This is a genomic window from Arthrobacter sp. CG_A4, from assembly GCF_035985125.1.
Taxonomy (GTDB): domain Bacteria; phylum Actinomycetota; class Actinomycetes; order Actinomycetales; family Micrococcaceae; genus Arthrobacter.
Map to the genome: position 1 here is coordinate 66,580 of NZ_JAXCID010000002.1, position 19,992 is coordinate 86,571.

Annotated in this window: 17 protein-coding genes; 5 read left to right on the top strand and 12 right to left on the bottom strand. The window is 69.1% G+C overall.

Annotated features, from left to right (window positions below):
• Positions 1–152 precede the first annotated feature (152 nt).
• Complete coding sequence (locus RCH07_RS01600; RefSeq protein WP_326965713.1) at positions 153–1,484, top strand: macrolide 2'-phosphotransferase; 1,332 nt, start codon at positions 153–155, stop codon at positions 1,482–1,484.
• A 106-nt stretch (positions 1,485–1,590) separates the two neighbouring features.
• Here RCH07_RS01600 and RCH07_RS01605 read toward each other — a convergent pair whose 3' ends face one another.
• The 8 genes from RCH07_RS01605 to RCH07_RS01640 all read right to left on the bottom strand — a co-directional run bounded on the left by RCH07_RS01605 (position 1,591) and on the right by RCH07_RS01640 (position 11,999).
• Positions 1,591–1,845, bottom strand: coding sequence for a GNAT family N-acetyltransferase (locus tag RCH07_RS01605; RefSeq protein WP_326965714.1), 255 nt, complete (start codon positions 1,843–1,845; stop codon positions 1,591–1,593).
• Positions 1,836–2,057 (bottom strand): hypothetical protein, encoded by a 222-nt coding sequence (locus tag RCH07_RS01610; protein WP_326965715.1) that lies wholly within the window; start codon positions 2,055–2,057, stop codon positions 1,836–1,838. Before RCH07_RS01610 ends, RCH07_RS01605 begins: the two co-directional genes overlap by 10 nt.
• A gap of 182 nt (positions 2,058–2,239) precedes the next feature.
• Positions 2,240–3,616 (bottom strand): hypothetical protein, encoded by a 1,377-nt coding sequence (locus tag RCH07_RS01615; protein WP_326965716.1) that lies wholly within the window; start codon positions 3,614–3,616, stop codon positions 2,240–2,242.
• Positions 3,613–3,972 carry a PadR family transcriptional regulator gene (locus RCH07_RS01620; RefSeq protein WP_326965717.1) on the bottom strand — a complete coding sequence of 120 codons (360 nt, stop codon included), beginning with the start codon at positions 3,970–3,972 and terminating at the stop codon, positions 3,613–3,615. The genes RCH07_RS01615 and RCH07_RS01620 overlap by 4 nt, the downstream gene beginning before the upstream one ends.
• 517 nt (positions 3,973–4,489) lie before the next feature.
• The gene (locus tag RCH07_RS01625; protein ID WP_442784756.1) at positions 4,490–8,071 is read right to left on the bottom strand and encodes an ATP-dependent helicase; all 3,582 of its coding nucleotides are present in this window, start codon (positions 8,069–8,071) and stop codon (positions 4,490–4,492) included.
• The gene (locus tag RCH07_RS01630) at positions 8,068–11,301 is read right to left on the bottom strand and encodes an ATP-dependent helicase (RefSeq protein WP_326965718.1); all 3,234 of its coding nucleotides are present in this window, start codon (positions 11,299–11,301) and stop codon (positions 8,068–8,070) included. Before RCH07_RS01630 ends, RCH07_RS01625 begins: the two co-directional genes overlap by 4 nt.
• Positions 11,302–11,444: 143 nt before the next feature.
• Positions 11,445–11,861, bottom strand: a complete 417-nt coding sequence (locus RCH07_RS01635) for an MGMT family protein (RefSeq protein WP_326965719.1) — start codon at positions 11,859–11,861, stop codon at positions 11,445–11,447.
• A 9-nt stretch (positions 11,862–11,870) separates the two neighbouring features.
• The gene (locus RCH07_RS01640; protein ID WP_326965720.1) at positions 11,871–11,999 is read right to left on the bottom strand and encodes a hypothetical protein; all 129 of its coding nucleotides are present in this window, start codon (positions 11,997–11,999) and stop codon (positions 11,871–11,873) included.
• 51 nt (positions 12,000–12,050) lie between these two features.
• On the opposite strand from RCH07_RS01640, the gene RCH07_RS01645 reads away from it, so the two are divergent.
• The 4 genes from RCH07_RS01645 to RCH07_RS01660 all read left to right on the top strand — a co-directional run bounded on the left by RCH07_RS01645 (position 12,051) and on the right by RCH07_RS01660 (position 15,603).
• Positions 12,051–12,761: a 3'-5' exonuclease gene (locus RCH07_RS01645; protein ID WP_326965721.1), complete on the top strand. Its 711-nt coding sequence runs from the start codon at positions 12,051–12,053 to the stop codon at positions 12,759–12,761.
• Between the two features lie 371 nt (positions 12,762–13,132).
• Entirely contained in the window at positions 13,133–14,083 is a 951-nt protein-coding gene (locus tag RCH07_RS01650; RefSeq protein WP_326965722.1) for an ABC transporter substrate-binding protein, read from the top strand.
• 21 nt (positions 14,084–14,104) lie between these two features.
• A complete protein-coding gene (locus RCH07_RS01655) occupies positions 14,105–14,869 on the top strand; it encodes an amino acid ABC transporter permease (protein WP_326965789.1) in 765 nt (254 codons plus the stop codon).
• A complete protein-coding gene (locus RCH07_RS01660) occupies positions 14,866–15,603 on the top strand; it encodes an amino acid ABC transporter ATP-binding protein (protein WP_326965723.1) in 738 nt (245 codons plus the stop codon). The genes RCH07_RS01655 and RCH07_RS01660 overlap by 4 nt, the downstream gene beginning before the upstream one ends.
• A gap of 25 nt (positions 15,604–15,628) precedes the next feature.
• Here RCH07_RS01660 and hemL read toward each other — a convergent pair whose 3' ends face one another.
• The 4 genes from hemL to RCH07_RS01680 are packed head-to-tail and all read right to left on the bottom strand — an operon-like array spanning position 15,629 to position 19,969.
• A complete protein-coding gene (gene hemL, locus RCH07_RS01665; RefSeq protein ID WP_326965724.1) occupies positions 15,629–16,960 on the bottom strand; it encodes a glutamate-1-semialdehyde 2,1-aminomutase in 1,332 nt (443 codons plus the stop codon).
• Positions 16,961–16,983: 23 nt separating this feature from the next.
• Positions 16,984–18,093: an LLM class flavin-dependent oxidoreductase gene (locus RCH07_RS01670; RefSeq protein WP_326965725.1), complete on the bottom strand. Its 1,110-nt coding sequence runs from the start codon at positions 18,091–18,093 to the stop codon at positions 16,984–16,986.
• Positions 18,090–19,073: a porphobilinogen synthase gene (gene hemB / locus RCH07_RS01675; RefSeq protein ID WP_326965726.1), complete on the bottom strand. Its 984-nt coding sequence runs from the start codon at positions 19,071–19,073 to the stop codon at positions 18,090–18,092. The genes RCH07_RS01670 and hemB overlap by 4 nt, the downstream gene beginning before the upstream one ends.
• Positions 19,070–19,969, bottom strand: a complete 900-nt coding sequence (locus tag RCH07_RS01680; protein WP_442784757.1) for a uroporphyrinogen-III synthase — start codon at positions 19,967–19,969, stop codon at positions 19,070–19,072. Before RCH07_RS01680 ends, hemB begins: the two co-directional genes overlap by 4 nt.
• Between the last annotated feature and the right edge of the window lie 23 nt (positions 19,970–19,992).

A 19,992-nucleotide genomic window follows, 5' to 3' on the forward strand; every position in this document is an offset into this window, starting at 1 on the left:
TTCCGCCGGTCCTGGCGGGCACGCTCACATCACCGTGTGAGCGGCGGCACGGGCGGGCTGGCAAAAGGAATACGGGTGCTATTTATTCCCTATCTTCCAGACTCGCCGTCGTGCATCGCCGTTGTGGGCGCCGCTCAATCTACCGTGGAAGGGTGAGAAGACAACCAATCGAACTGGCAGCTGTGGCAACCGCGGCAGTCCCCGGGCTGACCCCGACCGCCGTTAGCTCTGCGCCCGACGATCCGGCGGACTTCGATTCGGCGCTCCTTTTGGACTCCGAAGGCAAGCGCTGGCGTGTCCGCTCGCCCCGGCATCCCGAGGCCAGCACACGGCTGGAGACGGAATTTCTGGTCCTGCGGGCGTTCGTTCCCGGCATCCGTGCCGAGCTTCCCTTCCTGATGCCCACCGTGGCCGGCACCGTGCGGCAGGGCCCGCTGAGCACCTTCGTTTACTCGCATCTGGCAGGGTCCACCCGGTCCGTCGAGGAACTAGGCGCCGGGTCCGCGGCTCTGGCCCGCGAAATCGGCGGCGCCCTGGCCGCCATCCACGATCTCCCCCAGACCCTGGTCAACAACGCCGATCTGCCGAGCTACACGCCCAACGAGTTCCGCCAGAGGCGCCTCAACGAACTCGATCAGGCCGCGACCACGGGCAAGATCCCGCCGTTGCTGCTCCGCCGCTGGGAGCACGCGCTGGAGGATGTCTCGCTGTGGCGCTTCAATCCCTGCGTCGTCCACGGAGATCTCCACGAGGACAACCTGCTGGTCGACGGCGACCGGGTGACCGCCGTGACCGGCTGGACGGATCTGCGGATCGGCGATCCGGCCGACGACATGGCGTGGCTGGTCGCCTCCAATGACCAGGACTTCGTCGACGCGGTGCTGGAGCACTACACCTCATGCCGGCGCGATGCTCCCGATGCCCACCTGCTGCGGCGTGCCGCGCTCTCGGCCGAATTCGCCCTGGCCCAGTACCTGGTCAAGGGACTCGCGGCCGGAAACCAGGACATGACCGACGAGGCGGAGTCCATGCTCGGTGCGCTGGCCGATGACGTCGCCGAACACGGCGGGCAGCCCATCAGCGTGGAACCGCTCCCGGAGCCTGCGGCCGCTCCCGCTGCCGGCCAGCCGGCGGATCCGGGCTGCAGTCCGACGCCGGCCGTGAGCAAGGTGACGCTGCTTGCGCCGGATTCGGTGTCCGGCCTGCCGGCCGTCCCCGCCAGCAGTGCGATGCCTGCAGTGCAGGTGACGCCGATCCCGATCGCCGCCCCTGACACCGACGACGTTCCGGCGGGCGACGCCGCGGGTACTGCCGTTTCGGTGCAGGCCATCCCCGGGGACGAGCCCGACGCCGGTGACACCTCGACGCAGTCGATCGCCGTCGTCCAGCCGGCCGCCGCGGAGGAAGCAGGTTCTGCGGCTCATGCCGCGGATGACACCTCTACCGCAGCCATCTCGGTGGTCCGGGCGAAGTCGCAGTCGTAGAAGTCGCAGTCGTAGAAGTCGCCGCAATACCTTGCCAGCGAAGGCACCGCCGGATTCATCAGCAGCGCGGCAGTTCGCGCGGCGGTTCACGCGGCGGTTCAACAGCTCAGAGGGTGAGCTTGAAGCCCAGGTGCGAGGCTTCGAAACCCATGCGCTCGTAGAACCGGTGTGCGGCGGGCCGGGACTGGTCTGACGTGAGCTGGATCAGTCGAGCACCGCGGCGCCGCCCTTCCGCGAAAGCCCAGGTCATCATGGCACCGCCGAGTCCGTTGCCGCGTAGGCCGGAATGAACCCGGACTGCCTCGATTTGCAGCCGTGTCGCGCCAGCCCGGGCGAGGCCGGGGATGAAAGTCAGCTGCATGGTGCAACGATGTCGCCTGCGGGAGCAACCGCGACAACCAGAAGTTGGGCATCATCGTCATCGATTTTGCTGAATGCCAGGTCGTACGGATCGCGGTCTTCGAGGGCAACCGATTCCTCGGACGCTCTGAGTGGGTCCGCTGCTATCAGCGTCACGATTGAGTCGACGTCGGACGCTTCAGCTTTTCGGAGGACAAAAGTTCCTGCAGGCACGGCTACGACGGTAGGGCGCATTCCTTGGTGACTCCTTGAGAACGTGGTTGCGTGAGAGGCGTGGCGGGCGCCAATGGAGTGACAGCCGCCTTCCCAGTATTGCTTGCTGGCAGGCGCTTCCGTCGCAGGGCGGCGCCGCTGGATCCGGTCGCCCCCGTCCCCCCACTCCCCTGGCCAGCAGCCTACGACGGGCTGCCTACGTGCCTGGCCTCCGCTGGCCTTGACGATGAGGCGGCAAGTCGCGTCAGTGACCAGACGACGAGGACGGCGGCGGCAAGCGGTGCGATGAAGGCCGCCATGGTCACGACGTTAAGCCCGATGGTCGAACCCGCCAAGCCGAGCATCACTGTCACGCCGAGGCGGAGTGAGCGCCCTCCGGGAAGGAGCCGCCCGAACGGCAGCGCGATAGCGAAGCCCATCAACGTTGCTGCAGCAAGGGTAAGCGGCCACTGCGTGGTGTGCCCGGCGCCGAGGAGTTGGGCGGCCGCTTCCAGAAGGAGACTTGCGCAGCAAATGAGGGCCGACCAGCGCATGACGGCACCAAACCGCGGGGTCAGCATGATCCCGGCAGCGATGGTCGCAGGGATGGCTGCCAGTGCGCCGGCGGCCAGGCCGAGGTTCATGGCGTGGGTGGAATCGGTGACCATTGGTGCCCAGTTGCTGCCGGTGAGGGCAAACACTGCGCACCCGAGTCCCACAATCACGGTCACCAGCGCCGCTGCGCCAGCGGCAGCGTCCCCCTGCCGGCTCCAGGCTGCCACCGGCCTCGGCGGGGACGACCGCACCGCTGCCCGCGCAGCCCCACGCGGTGCTGCCGGGTGCGTCGACGTGCTTTTACGCAGAGCCACGACGAGCAGCACGACGGAACCCAGGGTGCCGATGATCTGTGCCCTCAGCGTCAGCGCGCCGAGGATAAGCGCCAGAGGTGCTGCCAGAACAGTACTTTGCATGAATCGGGAGGGCAGAGAGCGCCCTTTGCTCAGCACCGAACTGAGCGGAGCAGCCAGGCAAATTGTGCCGGTACACCACGCGAGAACGAGGAATAAAAGCGTGGACGTTCCAAACCAGCTGCGACCCAGACCCGCGTCGGCTTCGTCGAAACCGGCCGCCCAACTCGCTGCTGCCAGGGCCGCGAAACCGAACGCCGGTAAGGCACTGGCCGCGGTGGACAACGCCGCCGGGGCGGAGAGCCGCCCCGCCCGATGCAAAAGCACGACGGCGGAGAGGGCCAGTGCGAGTGGTCCGATGAACACGGCAAACAGGAGCTGAACAAGGCCTGCCCCGGGAAGAAATGACGCATTGCTCAACAACAGCCCGGTGGCTCCGATGTATGCGACCAAAGCCGCCGCAGCGAAACCCGCGGCCCACCGATGCGTCGCCCTTTCGCCCAGTCCGTGGGCCCGGAGGGACCACGCTTCCCGACTCGTCGGGCGCGCCACGCCCCGGTCGCCGGCATGCTGTTCGAGACTATCGAGCACGATGCTGCCGTGCTCCTTGCGCCAGGATCGCGGATACCAGCGCAACAGCCGGGTGTACCGCCGCCGTCGATACCCGCTCATAGTGCAAACCCCCATGACATCGTTGCCGGCGCAGGACGGCTGTGAACAGTCCGGGGCGCCGCTAACCGGCTTTCCGCAGCCCGAAGCCTGGCAGCGAGTCGTTCCGCCTCCAGGGCCAAGGCCTGATGCCCATCTTCTGTCAGTTCGTAATAGCGGCGCGCACGCCCGTCGACTGTTTCTTCGCCCGCCCTGCGTACGCTCCCCTCCCGTTCGAGACGTTCCAGCGTGGCGTAGAGCGTGGTCACCCGCAGCGAGACCTCGGCCGCCGTGAGCTGTTCAACGTCACGCAGGATGGCGTATCCGTGCTGACGTCCGCCGGCGAGGGCTGTGAGGATCCAGAAGGCAACTTCGGTCATACCCGGCAATATACCCATGATGGGCATACCTGGCCAGGTTATCTGTCCCGGCGTCCGCGCCTCGAACCCGGCCACGGCACGACGGCGACGCCGGGCCGCCCGTGGGCATTTTCGTTAGTTCGTCGGGGGTCGACGGAGCCCGGACCTTTTCGCGCCGGGGGACATGCCCATTTTTCGCACCCGGAACCGGGCACAATGGCACTATGTCCCCCCGCCGGCCCCGGCGCGGGGCATGTCCCATTGGGCCGGTATCCAGTCCAGCGGGACATGCCCATTCTTCGCACCCGGGACTGGACACAATGGCACTATGTCCACCCGCCGGCCCCGGCGCGGGGCATGACCCCTTGGGCGGGTATCCAGTCCAGCGGGACATGTCCATTCTTCGCAGCCGGAACTGGACACAATGGCACTATGTCCACCCGCCGGCCCCGGCGCGGGACATGTCCCCGAGCCCGGCCACCGCGCCCGGACCCCCAACCCCCAGCCCCGGACCCCGACGAACTAACGGAAATGGCCGCTAGTCGCGGCCCTGCCCCAGGGCCGCGGCTACGATCGCTTCGAGCCGCTCCGCCGACCCCAGATCGTGCGGCCGGACCACCTGGTTGTCCGCAACGTAGTAAAACGCTGCCCGCACCTGATCCAGCGGGACGCCCTTCAGGCGCGACCAGGCGAGCCGGTAGACGGCAAGCTGGACGGCCTTGACCTTCAGCTGGGAAGCAGAGGGCCGGCGACCGGTCTTCCAGTCCACGAGGTCCCAGCCGCCGTCGGCGTCCCGGAAGACGGCGTCGATCCGGCCACGGACCACAACGTCGCCGATCCGCGTCTCAACGGGGACCTCGACATGCGCCGGGGCCCGGTGGGCCCACTCGGAGCGGCGGAATGTCTCCACCATGGCGTCCAGGCCGTACGCCACGTCAATATGGTCATCGGAGCCGGCTGCCTCGCCGAGGTCCAGCATGCCGGTGGAGCCGAAGTACTCCTCCACCCAGGCGTGGAAGGCCGTGCCCTTGCGGGCGGACATCCCGGGCTCCCGCGGAACCGGCCGCCGGAGCCGGGCGACGACGGAGCCAGCGTCTTCGACCAGATCCACCAGGGTGGACGCCGAGATGTGGCCCGGGAGGTGGACGTGGTGCATGGTGGTCCGCCGGGACCGGCGTTCCAGCAGCCTTGAGGCCTCGCGGGCCCAGCCCGCGGCCGGGCCGCGCAGCGGGCGCCGGGTTTCCCCGCCGGCCTGAACTGCAGCCCCTTCGGCGGCCACTGCCGGACCGAGGTCCGCACCGAGGACGTCCGCATCGAGGACGTCCGAATCGAGGGACTGCAGCACCCGTGCGGCTGCCGCTTCCATCGCGGCCCGGCGGCCGGCGACGAGCCGGAGCCGGGAGCCCGTTCGGGGATCGATCGGTCCCTCGAGGGGGTCGTACGGCCACCCTGCCACGTCGAGTTCCGCGGTCAGCGGGCTCACCTCCGGCAGCGAGTCCTCGGTGACGGAGAGGGGGTGGATTTCCGCGGCGCCGTCGGCCGCCAGAACCTCAAGCCCCGCCAGGAACGGCGACATTTCCGCCATCCCGGCCCGGGAGCCCACCCAGGCGGCGCTTGATACCCAGAGGACATGCTTGGCCCGGGTGTAGGCCACATAGGCCAGCCGGCGTTCCTCGGCTTCCCCGTGGACCTGAACGGCGGACTTGAACTCCTTCTCGGCGTCGAGCCAGCCCTTCTGATCGGGGTGCTCTAGATCCCACTGCGGGAGGTCCGCACGGTCCCCGCGCAGCGGCCAGGGCAGGGCGGCGCTGCCACTGCTCCAGCGCGAGTCGCGGCTGCTGGGAAATGCCCCGGCGTTGAGTCCCGGAACGAACACAACGTCCCATTCCAGGCCCTTGGAGGCGTGCACGGTCAGAAGCTGCACGGCCTCGTGGTTCACTTCCGGCGCGGCGGCATCGAGGCCGTTTTCCTCCGCAGCCGCAGCCTCGAGCCAGGCCAGGAAGGCGAGCACGTCGATGCGCCGTGCGGTGTGCAGGAATCCGGCGGCGGCGTCCTGGAAGGCATCCAGGTTCCGGCGTGCCTGGTGGATGCTGATCCCGGGCCGGGCCGCGACTTCAATGTCCAGCAGCATGGCCCGCTCCACCTCGCCAAGAAGGGTGGTGAGGTCATCGCCCAAATAGCCGCGCAGCAGGCGGAGTTCGGCCGAGAGCCGGTGGAGCCGTTCCAACGCTTCAGGGCTCAGCCGGCGGCCGTGCGCAGATATCCAGCCCTCGCGCGGCAGCCAGTCCAGTGCCTCGACCAGGCTGGCGGCATCCGTGAGATCGCCCTCGATCACCACCGCATCCGCGCCGTCGTCGGTGTCGTCATTGGTGCCGTCGTCGGTCCCGGGGCTGCCGGGGTGACCCCTGCGTCGGGCGAGGAAGCTCGACCAGTCGCGGAACGCCATCAGGTCCGCGGGGCCGATCCGCCAGCGCGCCCCGGTCAGCAGGCGCATCAGCGAGTCGGAGCGGCCCGGATCCGCCAGGACCCGGAGGGTTGCTACCAGGTCCACAATCTCCGGGGTGTCCAGGAGCCCGCCGAGGCCAACGATCTCATAGGGAATCCCGCGCAGCTCGAATTCCCGGCGGATGCACTCCATTTGGGCCCGGCGCCGGCACAGCACCGCCATCGCGGGCGGCTCGGGGTCCGCCGTCGACCCGTCAAAGTCCGTGACGCGGAACGTCAGGACGTCGGCCGCGATCGCTGCGGCCTCCTCCTCGTCCGTGCCGAAGCGGCCCATCACCACCCGGCCCTGGACCGCGCCGGGGCTGGGCTGCAGCGGCGGGACCTCGACCGCGTCGGGGGTATCCCGAGCCCCAGCGGCGCCGGTGTGGGCCGCAGCCTTGCTGAGCGGGGCGGAAATGACGTTGGCGGCGGAGAGGATGTTCCGGCCGTTGCGCCAGGCGGTGGTGAGGTACGACGTCGGCGCCACGGCAAAGCGCGGGGTGGCAGCAGCCGGATGCCCGGTTCCGACCCGGACCGGGAATTCGCGGACGAAGTGGAAGAGCTGGCCCGCGGACGCGCCGCGGAAGCCGTAGATCGACTGGTTCGGGTCCCCCACAGCGGTCACGGCGTGGCCGTCGCCAAAGAGCCGGGAAAAGAGGACAAGCTGGGCGTGTGAGGTGTCCTGGAACTCGTCCAGCAGCACCACCTTGTACTTTTGGCGTTCGGTTTCCGCGGCAACCGGGATCTCGTTGGCCACCCGGGCCGCCAGTGCCACGAGGTCACCAAAGTCCAGCGCACCCCGGGCCCGTTTGGCGTCGGTGTAGCGGCCCACCATCTCAGCGACGCTGGCCCGGGTGCGCAGCAGGGCGCTCAGCTCCCCTGTGGCCTGGCTGGGGTTCTTTTTGGCGGTGGCGAGGTATGGCAGCGCCTCGAACTCGCCGGCCCGTTCCGACAGCCAGCCGCTGACTCCGGCGGGATCCTGGAGGTGTTCCGCGCATTCGCCGGCCAGCTGGATGACCGCCTTGACCAGGGTTGACTTGGCGGAGCGGAAATGCTGGTAGTCGCCGTCGAACGCCTCCACCACCTCGCTGGCGAGCTGGAAGGACTGGGCCCCGCCGAGCAGCACGACGTCGCGTTCGACGCCGAGCCGGAGCCCGTAATCGGACACGATCGCGCTTGCGTAGGAATGGTAGGTGGAGACCTTGGGCTCGAGCGCGTCCGTGCTGAGCAGCCCGGCCGGGAAGACTCTATTCTCCGTGTCTTCCGCGGCGATCCGGGCCAGGGCGGCCAGCTTGGCACGGATGCGGGTGGCCAGTTCCCCGGCGGCCTTGCGGGTGAAGGTCACGCCAAGCACTTCCTCCGGCCGGACCCAGCCGTTGGCGACAAGCCACACCACCCGGTCCGCCATCGTGGCGGTCTTCCCCGAGCCGGCGCCGGCGATCACCAGCCGCGGAGCCAGCGGCGAAGAGATGATGAGGGACTGCTCGGCCGTGGGGATGTTCTTCTCCCCCAGCATTGTGGCGAGTGCCTCGGGGGTGAACCGCGGGGCGGGCAGGGGTGCGGGCGGAGCGGCGGGCAGTTCGGCCGGAAGGGGCCCGCTGCCGTCGAAGGGCCCCGGTGTTAGCTCGGCGGTCATTCGGTGACCTGCTTTCCCCGGGCGCACAGCGGGCAGACCTCGGGCAGCCGGCAGCCGTGGCCGCCGTGGCCGCCCTTGGAAGGGTCGTGGCGGGCCTCGAAAGTACTCCCGGACATGACCCGGGCAGCATCGCCTACCATCTCCAGCGCCCAGTTGTCCGTCGGATCCAGCGGTTTCTGGGCCTGCACGCCGGGGCTCTTGGTGGTGGTGCCGAGCTGCGCCAGGACGGCACCACCCGGAAGCGGCGGCGGGCCGTCGTCGGGTCCGGCAAAACCGCCCGCGAGCACGGCCGCCTGGTAGGCGCCCAGCTGCGGGAGGCGCTCGAGATCGGCCTTGCCCGGCTGCCGTTTGCCGGTCTTGAGGTCCACGACGACCAGCCGGCCCTCAGCGTCGATCTCCAGCCGGTCGACCTGCCCGCGCAGCACGGCGGGGCGGGCAGGCCAGGGCTCGCCGTCGGCCCCGGGACCGGCGTCAGCGCCGGCGCTACCGGCCGGGGCCGCAACGTCAGGGAGTTTAACTTCGAAGTCCTGCTCGACGCCGACCAGGGACCGGCCCTCGCTGCGCATAAGCAGCACATACTGGGCCAGCTTCCGGACCATCGATTCGGCGCGCTGGAAGTCCAGCTTGCCTTCCCAGTTGTCCTTCATCCCGAGCGCGGGCCAGCGGCGGACCAGTTCGGCGACGTATTCCCCGCCCGAGGCATCCGGGAGGTCCTGGGCGATGGCGTGGACAAGCGTGCCGAGGCTGCGGGCAAAGTCGGTTGCCGCCTCTCCGCCGGCGGCCTGGACGAACCAGTCGAGCGGCGATTTCTGCACCGTTTCAACCTTCGACGGCGAGACGTAGACGGTGCTCCCCGGCGGGACCACCGGCTCGTCGGAGGACAGCTGCGCCAATCCCCACCAGTCAGCCGGGTGCGCCCCCGGTACCGGCGGTTCCGCGGCGGCGAGGGCGCCGAGGACGGCGCTTGCCTCCAGGGCTTCAGGATCGTCCAGCTGGGCGTATTGGCGCAGTTCGGCCACGAGGGCGCGAAGGGTCAGCGGCCGCTCCACCGGGGTGAATCCGCGCCGGTCCTGGTCCGGGCGCAGCGGGGCCACGTAGTCGAGGAAGGAGGAGGGCTGATCGTCCTCCGAGGACACAGCGGTGCAGATCAGCACCTGCCGGGCCCGGGACACCGCCGTGGAAAAGCTGCGCAGCTCGTCGTAGCGGATGTCGCGCAGCCGGCTGAGCGGGTCCAGTTGCAGGGCGTATTCCACCCCGTGCTCGACGGCGTCCGCGAACAGGGTGCTGCCGAGCAGTTCGCCGCGGAGCCTGGTGTTGGGCCACACGCCTTCCTGCAGTCCGGGGACGATCACCAGCGGCCATTCCCGTCCGGCGGCGCTGGCAGGGGTCATGAGTTCCACGGCATCCTCCAGCTGTGCCCTCGCGGCCAGGGTGTCCATCGGGAGCTCCTGGCTGAGCAGGTACTCCAGGAACTGCTCCGGCCCGGAACCGGGCAGCTGGTCCACGAAGCGCTCGGCGGTGTGGAACAGGGCCATCATGGCATCGAGGTCCCGGTCCGCGCGGGCGCCGGCGGCTCCCCCGGCCAGCGCCGCCTCGGTCCAGCGCGAGGCGAGGCCGGTGGAGTTCCACAGGGCCCAGAGCACCGTTTCGGCGTTCCCGCCCGGGGCCTCCGAGGCCTCCCGGCCGGCCTGGATCATCCGGGCCACCCGGCGTGCGGAGTGGCCCTCGACGCCGATCGTGGCGAGGGCCCCGGGCTCCAGCAGCGCCTCGACGAGGAGCACGTCACTGGTGCGCCCGCCGCCGCCAAGAATTTCCTCCCGGCGCAGCGACTGGCGCAGCCTGCGCAGTTCGATCGAGGTGGCTCCGCCGACCCGGGAGGTCAGCAGGGCGACAGCAGCCTCGGCCGTGAGCATTTCGGGGTCCAGGACCACCGTGTAGGCGTCCAGCAGGGGCCGGACGGCAACCTCATCGCGGACGGCTGATTCGGCCACCGGAATCCGGACCGGGATGCCCTGGCCGGAGAGGTAACGCTGGAGCTGGCTGAGCTGGCCGCCGTTGCGGACAATGACGGCGATGTCGCCGAGTTCGCGGCCGTCGTTGAGCTGGGCTTCCAGGATCCGCTGCGCCACGTAGCGCAGTTCGTGCACGGGCGATGGCAGGAGGTGCGCCTCAACGGAGCCCGCGGAAGAGCCGTCGTCGGGAGGTGCTGCCGCAGGCTGTGCCGGCTGTTCGAGCCGCCGCGCGGACTGCCCGCCGGCGCGCCGGGAGATGCGCCCGGCCACCGAGAGCCAGGCGTCGGCCACGGCGGGGCTGTGGCGGTGGGCGGTCCACAGCGGGCGCTCCAGCACAGAACCGCCGGCGGGTGCCAGCAGGCGGGGCAGTTCGGCCACGAGGTCCGGGCGGGCGCCACGGAACCCCTGGACGACGGTGTCCGGGGAAGCGGTGATGATGGCGTCCTTGCCCGCGGCGATGTCCGCGAGCAGCTCGAACACGGCGGGGTTGGCTTCCTGGATGTCATCCACCAGCACCAGCTGGAGCCGGTCCCGCTCCGCGGCGAGGAAATCCGGCGCATCCTGGAAGATCTGGCGGGCGGCGGTGATGATACCGGCAGGGTCGAAGGCTTCGGGCATCCGCAGGTCCAGGACGTCGCGGTACTCGGCATACAGCGCCGCCGCGGCCACCCAATCCGGCCGGTGGCAGCGCTCCGCGAGGACCACAAGATCGTCAGCGGTGCGGCCGGATTCGATGATCCGGTCGAAGAGCTGGCGGACTTCCTGCCTGAAGCCGCGGGTCTGCAGGGCTGCCGCCAGGTCCACGGGCCAGGGCAGCTCCAGCCCCGGCTGCGTGTGCCCTTCAAGCAGTTCCTTGATGATGAGGTCCTGCTCCGGACCCGAGAGGAGCTTCGGCGGACGCGGCAGCGGCAGGATGCCTTCCGCCTTGGCGCGCCGGATCACGTCGAAGGCGTACGACGCCCAGGTGCGGGCCGGCGTCGTACTCAGACTCCGGTCCAGCCGTGCGGTGAAGCGGTCCCGGAGTGAATCGGCGGCGAGCCGCCCGGGTGCCAGGATGAGCATTCGTTCCGGGTCCAGGCCGTCGCGTTCCGCGCGGCGGACGGCGGCCTCAAGAAGTACCGTCGATTTTCCCGTGCCCGGTGCCCCGGGGACTAGGACGGGACCGGAACCGTGTTCCACGTCGACGGCGGCAAGCTGGTCCGTCGAGAGCACGGGCACTGCGCTGTGTTGCTTGCGCGGCGGTAGCAGGCGAAGGGATGAACCGGAGGTGCCGGATCTGGTGCCGCGAAACCCGCCCTTTGCGGGCGGCGCCGTCCTGGGCGTCGGGGGCTGCGTTGAAGCAGGGGTTTGGCTGGGGGTGCTCACACAGTCATTTCATCATCAGGGGCTGACACTTTAGGCGAGGAGCGTCCAAGCCGCCCGGCGATGGCATCAATCCGGCCGAACTCGCCGTCCGACGGCGCCCATCGCGCAGCCGTGATGTCCACCCGCCAGCGTCCCTCCCCGGTGCGGAGGTAGTCCGCGTAGCTGCCGAGCAGCGGCGTGCCTTCGACGATGTACAGGGCGATGGCCTCGCGCTCGTGGCCGGGCGGGGCGTCACCGCTGGCTTTGAGGACCCGCCACCACGGGACCGTGCTGCCGTGATGGCTCATGACCGAACCCACCTGCCGGGCCCCGCCGGAGCCGAGGAGTTCGGCGACGTCGCCATAGGCCACGGCGGCGCCTTCGGGGATCAGTGCCACGAGTTCCAGCACCGCCTCCACATAGTCCATCCGCATGGCATAAGCCTAGCGGCCGGGGCCGTCGGAGCGGGCCAGCGCGGGGCCGCCGGAGCGGGCCAGCGCGGGGCCGCCGGAGCGGGCCAGTGCAGGGTCGTGCGGCCCTTCGTTGGCGCGGGCGGTATCACGCCGTCCCAAGGCCCGGGGTGGTGGCCCGTTACTGTCGGCGGCAGCAGGTAGCGTTGACGCATGAGCACCTGGAACACCCTCCCCCGCGCAGCCTTCGACCTTGAAACCACCGGGCGGGACTCCCGCGCCGCGCGGATCGTCACGGCGTCCATCACCGTCGTGGACGCCGACGGCGGGATCATCAAGGAACACGAGTGGCTCGCCGATCCGGGGATCGAAATCCCGACGGAGGCCAGCGACATCCACGGTGTCACCACCGAGCAGGCCCGGCGCGAGGGCCGCCCCGCCGCGGATGTCACGCGCGATGTTGCCGCCGTGCTCCAGGAGTTGTTCGACGCCGACGTCCCGGTGATCGCCTTCAACGCCAGCTACGACTTCACCGTGCTCGCCGCGGAATCGGCCCGCTACGGCATTCCACAGCTGAGCCGCTTCCCGGTCCTGGACCCATACATCATGAACAAGCAGGTGGACCGCTACCGCAAGGGCAAGCGCACACTCACCGCCCTGTGCGAGGAGTACGGCGTCAACCTGGACAACGCGCACACCTCGGCGGCCGACGCCCTGGCCACCCTGCGGATGCTCGACGCCATGGCCGGGAAATTCCCCAAGCTGCGGATGCCCGCCAGCCACCTGCATCAACTCCAGATCGAATGGGCATCCTCGCAGGCCGCCGATTTCCAGACGTACCTGCGCAAGACCAAGCCCGCCGCCGTGATTGAGGGTGACTGGCCCGTACTGCCCCCCGAGGACGCCGGCCGCGGGGATTTCTAGGGCGGCCGGGCGTCATGGAAGGAAACGTGCGGGCAAACACGGCCCGCGAATCGACGGCCGCGGCGCCTGATTCCGGCGATGCGACCGAAGTCACACACCCGCGACCAACCGGACGCCGGGCGCGCCCAAGCCGATCATTCCGCTGCAGCCCGCCTGCGTTGCCCAGATTACGGGCGATATCTGGTGAAGCTGAAGTAAATTCGGTGAAAGCAGCTTCTGCCCTGCATTGCTTCGGATTCAACCGGCCTCAGGGTCAGGTGTAACAATAATATTCGCGGACCCAACTGCCCCCTGCCGGCGCTGATGCCCGGGCGGGGCTGCATTGCGCGGCCCCGCGACCCCCTGAACTTCCGATGAAAGTGATTTGCGCGATGAAATCCAAAGCGATGAAGTGGCTGACTACCGTCCCGGCGGCGATTGCCGTTGCCGTATCCCTGGCGGCCTGCGGCGGCGGAACAGCCGCCCCGAGCGGAACGCCCAGTGATGCCCTCGCCGGCAGCGACCAGACCTCCCTGGACACGTACACGACCGCCGACGTCACTCCCCTGGACGCGATCGACAAGTCAAAACTTGGCCTGATCACCGAGGGAACCCTACGGGTGGGTACCCTCTCGGACGCGCCGCCAAACATCTTCATCGACCCCGCCGGCAAGTTCACCGGGTACGACAACGAGATCATGCGTGCCATCGGCGACAAGCTGGGGCTCAAGGTCGAATTCGCGTCAACCGACTTCTCCGCGCTGCTCTCCCAGGTCAACAACAAGCAGTTCGACGTCGGATCCTCCTCGATCTCCACCACCGACAAACGCCGTGAATCGGTCGGCTTCACCAACGGCTACGACTTCGGCTACATGGCCGTCGTGACGAAGGACAACGCCCCGATCAAGTCCTTTGATGACTTAAAGGCCGGGGTACGTGTCGGCGTCGTCCAGGGCACCGTCCAGGATGACTACGTCACCAACACCCTCAAGCTTGAGCCCGTCCGCTTCCCGGACTACAACACGGTCTACGCCAGCGTGAAGAACGGCCAGGTGGACGCGTGGGTGGCCCCGTCCCAGCAGGCCACGGGCCAGGTCAAGGAAGGCGACAAAACCAAAATCGCCGAGAAGGTCGTCAACACCCAGAACTTCACCTCTTACGCCGTTAACAAGGACAACAAAGCCCTCATCGACGCGCTGAACACCGGTCTGGATGCGGTCATCGCCGACGGCACATGGACCAAACTGACATCCGAGTGGTACACGGACCGCCAGACCGCGGCGGAACAGACTCCGCAGGGCTGGAAGCCGGGCAGCAAGGCCGTCCAGATCCCGGCCAAGTAACCCGGGGCGTCGATGAATCTCCTGGATATCCTCAAGCAACTTGGCGAGACTTTCCTCGACTGGCAGGCGATGGGCGCAGTCATCCCCATGATGTTCGCGGTGGGCCTGCCGAATACGCTCGTCCTGGCCATTACGTCAGGGATCATCGGAACACTGCTCGGGATGGTGCTTGCCCTGATGGGTATCTCCAGGAACGCTGCAGTGCGCTGGATTGCGCGTGTCTACACCGACATCCTGCGTGGGCTGCCGCCCGTCCTGACCATCCTCGTGATCGGTCTCGGCTTCGGTCCGATCATCCGGCAACTGACCGGTTCCACGAGCCCCTACCCGATGGCCGTGGCGGCACTGTCGCTGATGTCGGCGGCGTACATCGGTGAGATCTTCCGTTCCGGCATCCAGAGCGTGGACAAGGGACAACTCGAAGCCACCCGCGCCCTGGGATTCGGCTACGGCCCTTCGATGCGGCTGGTGGTGGTGCCGCAGGGCATCCGGCGGGTTCTGCCCGCCCTGGTCAATCAGTTCATCGCCCTGATCAAGGAGTCGTCGCTGGTTTTCCTCCTGGGCCTGCTGGCCTCGGAACGGGAAATCTTCCAAATCGGCAAGGACGCGGCGTCGACCAACGGGAACCTATCCCCGTATGTTGCCGCGGCAATCTTTTACCTCGCCCTGACGGTTCCGTTGACACACTTCGTGAACTGGATTGACGGCCGGCTGCGTTCCGGCCGGCCGGAAAAGAAGGAACCCGATGAAGCGGCCGCAAAGGTCGGAAAGGGGGCCCAGGCATGAGTGAGTTTGCTTCAGGGTCGCTGACAGCGAAAAACATCCATCTGTCCTTCGGTTCCAACCATGTCCTCCGCGGCATCGACCTGGCGGTGGAGAAGGGCACCACTGCATCGGTGATCGGCCCGTCCGGTTCCGGCAAGTCCACGCTTCTCCGGGTCATGAACCGGCTGATCGAGCCCGATCAGGGCGACATCATCCTCGATGGGAAGTCCGTGCTAAAGGACAACCCTGACGAGCTCCGCCGGCGCATCGGCATGGTCTTCCAGCAGTTCAATCTGTTCCCGCATAAGACCGTAGCGGAAAACGTCTCGCTGGCACTGCACAAGCTCCGCGGCATGTCCAAGGAGCAGGCCCGGGCCGAGGCGCTGGAACAGCTGGACCTCGTGGGCCTCAAGCACAAGGCGGACGCCCGGCCCACCAACCTCTCCGGCGGGCAGCAGCAGCGCGTGGCCATCGCCCGTGCGCTGGCTATGAAGCCCGAAGTGATGTTCTTCGACGAGGCAACCTCCGCCCTCGACCCGGAGCTCGTCAAAGGCGTCCTCGCCCTGATGGCGGAGCTGGCCGAGGGCGGCATGACCATGGTGGTGGTGACCCACGAGATGGGGTTCTGCCGGAACGTCTCGGACACCGTCACGTTTATGGACGCCGGCGTCGTGGTGGAGTCCGGCCCGCCGGAGCAGCTCTTCACCAACCCCCGGACCGAACGGTTGCAGGGCTTCCTCTCGGACGTGCTGTAGGCGGCAGGACGGCGGCTTCCGGAGGCTACGCCTTCGCGGCAGCCGCCGCCTTCGCCGCGGCCGGCAGGGCGTCGAAGATCCGGTTCATCGCGGCGTCGTCGTGCGCGGCGGAGAGGAACCAGGACTCGAAGACCGACGGCGGCAGGTAGACGCCGGAATCCAGCATGGAGTGGAAGAACGGCGCGTAGCGGAAGACTTCCTGGCCCTGGGCGTCGTCGTAGTTGTGCACGCCGCGGGCGGAGGTACCGAACGCCACCGAAAACAGGTTCCCGGCGCGCTGGATCGAATGGTCCACGCCGGCCGCCGCCAGCGCCGAGGACAGCGCCGCAGAGAGTTCCAGCGCGCGGGCGTCCACGAAGGCGTACACCTCCGGGGTGGCGTGGGTCAGGGTGGCGACGCCGGCGGCCATGGCCACCGGATTGCCGGACAGCGTGCCGGCCTGGTAGACCGGGCCCAGCGGCGCGAGGTAGTCCATCACGTCCGCACGTCCGGCAAGGGCCGCCGTCGGCATCCCGCCGCCGATGACCTTGCCGAAAGTCAGCAGATCCGGGGTCCATGGCTCGGCCGCGTCCGCCGCCCCGCCGGTGAGCCCCCAGTAGCCGGAGCGGCCGGTGCGGAAGCCGGTGAGGACTTCGTCGAGAATCAAAAGGGCGCCGTGTTCGCGGGTGATCCGGGACAGGCCGGCGTTGAAGCCCTCGCCGGGGGTGACGACGCCCATGTTCGCGGGCGCGGCCTCGGTGATGACCGCGGCGATGTTCGCACCGTGGGTGGCGAAGGCCGCTTCAACGGCGGCCAGGTCGTTGTACGGCAGCACCAGGGTCTCGGCGGCGGTGGCCGCGGTGACGCCCGCGGAACTGGGCAGGGCGAGGGTGGCCAGGCCGGACCCGGCGGCGGCGAGGAGGCTGTCGAGGTGGCCGTGGTAGCAGCCGGCGAACTTGATGATGAGGTTCCGGCCGGTGAAGCCGCGGGCCAGCCTGACGGCCGTCATGGTCGCCTCCGTACCGGTGGACACCATCCGGACGCGCTCGGCCGCGGGGACGCGTTCCCGGACGATCGCCGCGAGGTTGGCCTCGTCCGGCGTCGAGGCCCCAAAGGACAATCCGTGGTCGACGGCGGCGTGTACGGCGGCGAGGACTGCCGGGTGGGCGTGTCCCAGCAGCGCCGGGCCCCAGGAGCAGACCAGGTCCACGTACTCGTCGCCGTCGGCGTCGGTCAGGTAGGGGCCGGTGGCGTTGACCATAAAACGCGGGGTCCCGCCGACGGAGCCGAACGCGCGGACCGGCGAGTTGACGCCGCCCGGCATCAGCTGGCGGGCGCGGTCGAAGAGTTCCTCGTTGCGGGGGTGGCTGGAAGTCATGGTTCCTAATCTTTCAGTCGCGTTCAATGGAGTGGCGCAGCGCCGGCCAGCAGGGTGGCCACCCGGGGTGCCACCTCGGTGCCGAACAGCTCGATGGACCGCATCATGGCGGCGTGCGGCAGGGTGCCGTTGCTGTATTTGAGGTCGAAGCGGTCCACGCCGAGGTTCTTCTTCAACAGGGCGATCTTCGCGGCGACGGTATCCGGCGAGCCGACGTACAGGGCGCCTTCGGGGGCGCACAGGGCGTCGAACTCGGCCCGGCTGCCCGGACCCCAGCCGCGCTCGGAACCGATCAGGTTGCGCTGGCCGAGCCAGTGCGGGAAGAGCTCTTCCTGTGCTTCCTCGTCGGTCCCGGCAACGTGGCCCGGTGAATGCGTAGCCAGCTGCTGCACCGGGTGGCCGTATTTGCCCATCGCCTCGCGGTACAGGTCCGCCAAGGGGGCGAAGGACCGCGGCTGGCCGCCGATGATGGCGAAGATGATCGGGTAGCCGTATTCGGCACAGCGCAGCACCGATTCCGGGGTCCCGCCGACGCCGATCCAGGCGGTCAGCAGGTGGTGCTCCAGCGGGGGGTAGGCGCTGAGCCCGTTGATGGCCGGCCGGGTGCGGCCCTCCCAATGGATGGGTTGCTGCGCCCGGACCTTGTCAAAGAGCTCCAGCTTCTCCTCGAACAGGACCTCGTAGTCCGCCAGGTCCAGCCCGAACAGCGGGAAGGACTCGATGAATGAGCCGCGGCCCAGCATGACCTCGGCCCGGCCCTCGGAGATGGCATCCACGGTGGCGAAGCGCTCAAAGACCCGGATGGGATCATCGGAGCTGAGCACCGTCACGGCGGAGCCGAGCCGGATGTGCTTGGTGCGGGCTGCGGCGGCGGCGAGGAATACCTCGGGGGCGGACACGGCGAAGTCGCGGCGGTGGTGCTCCCCCACACCAAAGGCATGCAGCCCCACCTGATCCGCGAGTTCGGCCTGTTCCAGCAGCTGCCGCAGCACCTGGGCGTGCGGGACGGGATGCCCGTCGGGGAACACGCCCACGTCGCCGAAGGTGTTCAGGCCCAGCAGGATCCGGCCCGGCCCGACGGGCGCGGTGGGGTCCGCCGCCGGGAGAGGGTCCGTAGTTGCCACGGCGTTCATCGGGACTCCTGCAGCCAGCCGGCGAGCTCGGTGGCCCAGTAGGTCAGCACCATGTTCGCCCCGGCGCGTTTGATGCCCAGGACGGATTCGGTGATCGCGGCGCGGCGGTCGATCCAGCCGTTGGCGGCGGCGGCCTCGATCATCGAGTATTCGCCGGAGATCTGGTAGGCGGCAACCGGCACCGGACTCATCGCCGCGACGTCGGCGAGGATATCGAGGTAGCTCATGGCGGGCTTCACCATCACGATGTCGGCGCCTTCGGCGAGGTCCAGCTCCACTTCAAGGATCGCTTCGCGGCGGTTGGCCGCGTCCATCTGATAGGTGCGGCGGTCGCCCTTGAGCTGCGAGTCGACTGCCTCGCGGAAGGGACCGTAGAACGCCGACGCGTACTTCGCGGCGTAGGCCACCACGGCTGTGTTGGCGTGGCCGGCGTCTTCCAGCGCCTGCCGGATGACGCCGATCTGGCCGTCCATCATGCCGGAGGGCCCCAGCACGTGGGCGCCGGCCTCAGCCTGGGCGACGGCCATCCGGCCATAGATCTCCAGGGTGGCATCGTTGTCCACGTAGCCGCCGGCGTCGAGGACGCCGCAGTGGCCGTGGTCGGTGAATTCGTCCAGGCAGACGTCGCTCATGATCACCAGTTCGTCGCCCACCTCGGCGCGGACGTCCCGGATGGCCTTGTTCAGCACGCCGTCGGGGTCCAGCGCGGCGGTGCCGGTGGCGTCGCGGACGGCGGGGATGCCAAAGAGCATGATGCCGCCGACGCCACGTTCCACGGCTTCGGCCGCGGCGCGCTTCAGCGTGTCGGTGGTGTGCTGCTGCACACCGGGCATCGAGGCAATGTGATTCGGCGCGGTGAGGCCCTCGCGGATGAAGGCGGGCAGGATGAGTTCCGCGGCCGAGAGGCGGTGCTCGGCCGTCAGCCGTCGCATGGCCGGGGTGGTGCGGAGCCGGCGGGGGCGGTGGCTCGGGAAGCTCATGGGGTGTCCTTTGCTGGGTGCTTTACGGCTGGCTGACGGGGCGGGGGCGGCTGGGCAGCCAGAGACCGGACGACGGCGGCCACCAGGCCGGAGGCGGTGGGCTCCTCCGCGACGGAGGCAACGGTGAGCCCGAGGGACGCCGCCTCGGCCGCCGTCGAGCGTCCGATGGCGACGAAACGGCAGGTGCCCAGCGGGGCGAGGTCCGCGTGGATACGGCGCACGGCGCTGGGCGAGGCCGCGACGACGGCGTGCAGCCGGCCCGCGCCGATTTCGGCTTTCGCCTCGGCGGCGGTGAGCACCAAGGCCGCAGCACCGTTCGGGACATCCTGCTGCTGCAGGGCCGGCCGGCAGGCGGGCAGGGCGCGGCGGGGATCGGCCGGGTAGTCCACGGTATTGTAGGCGGTGACGGCCTGGACTGACGCGCCTCTCGCTTCGAGGCCCCGGCGCAGCCGCGGGTCGGCGATATCCGCCTGCGGCAGGAGCACGCTGCCCTGGTTGTCGGGCCAGATGTCGAGCAGGCCTGTTCCGGATTGCTGGGCCGTGGGTGCAAGGTCGACGCCGACACCCCGGGACTCCAGGACCCGGCGTGTCGCAGGGCCGATGGTGGCCACGAGGATACTGCCGGGCAGCCAGGCGCTGAGTGAGGTGCCGCGCTCGGCGGCTTTCGCCTCAAGGGCCCGGACAGTGGTCACGCTGCTGATCACGAGCCAGCCGTAGGCCCCGGCACCCAGGGCATCGAAGGCGACGTCGAGGGAATGCTGGTCGCCGGCCTGTTCGAAGTCGATCAGCGGCAGCAGCAACGGCTCGGCCCCCACCCCGCGCAGGGCCGAGACGAGCTCTCCCGCACGGTCCGGGCTGCGGGCCACCAGCACGCGGGCGCCGCTGGGCATCCTCATGCCGGGTTCACTGTGCCGTCCCA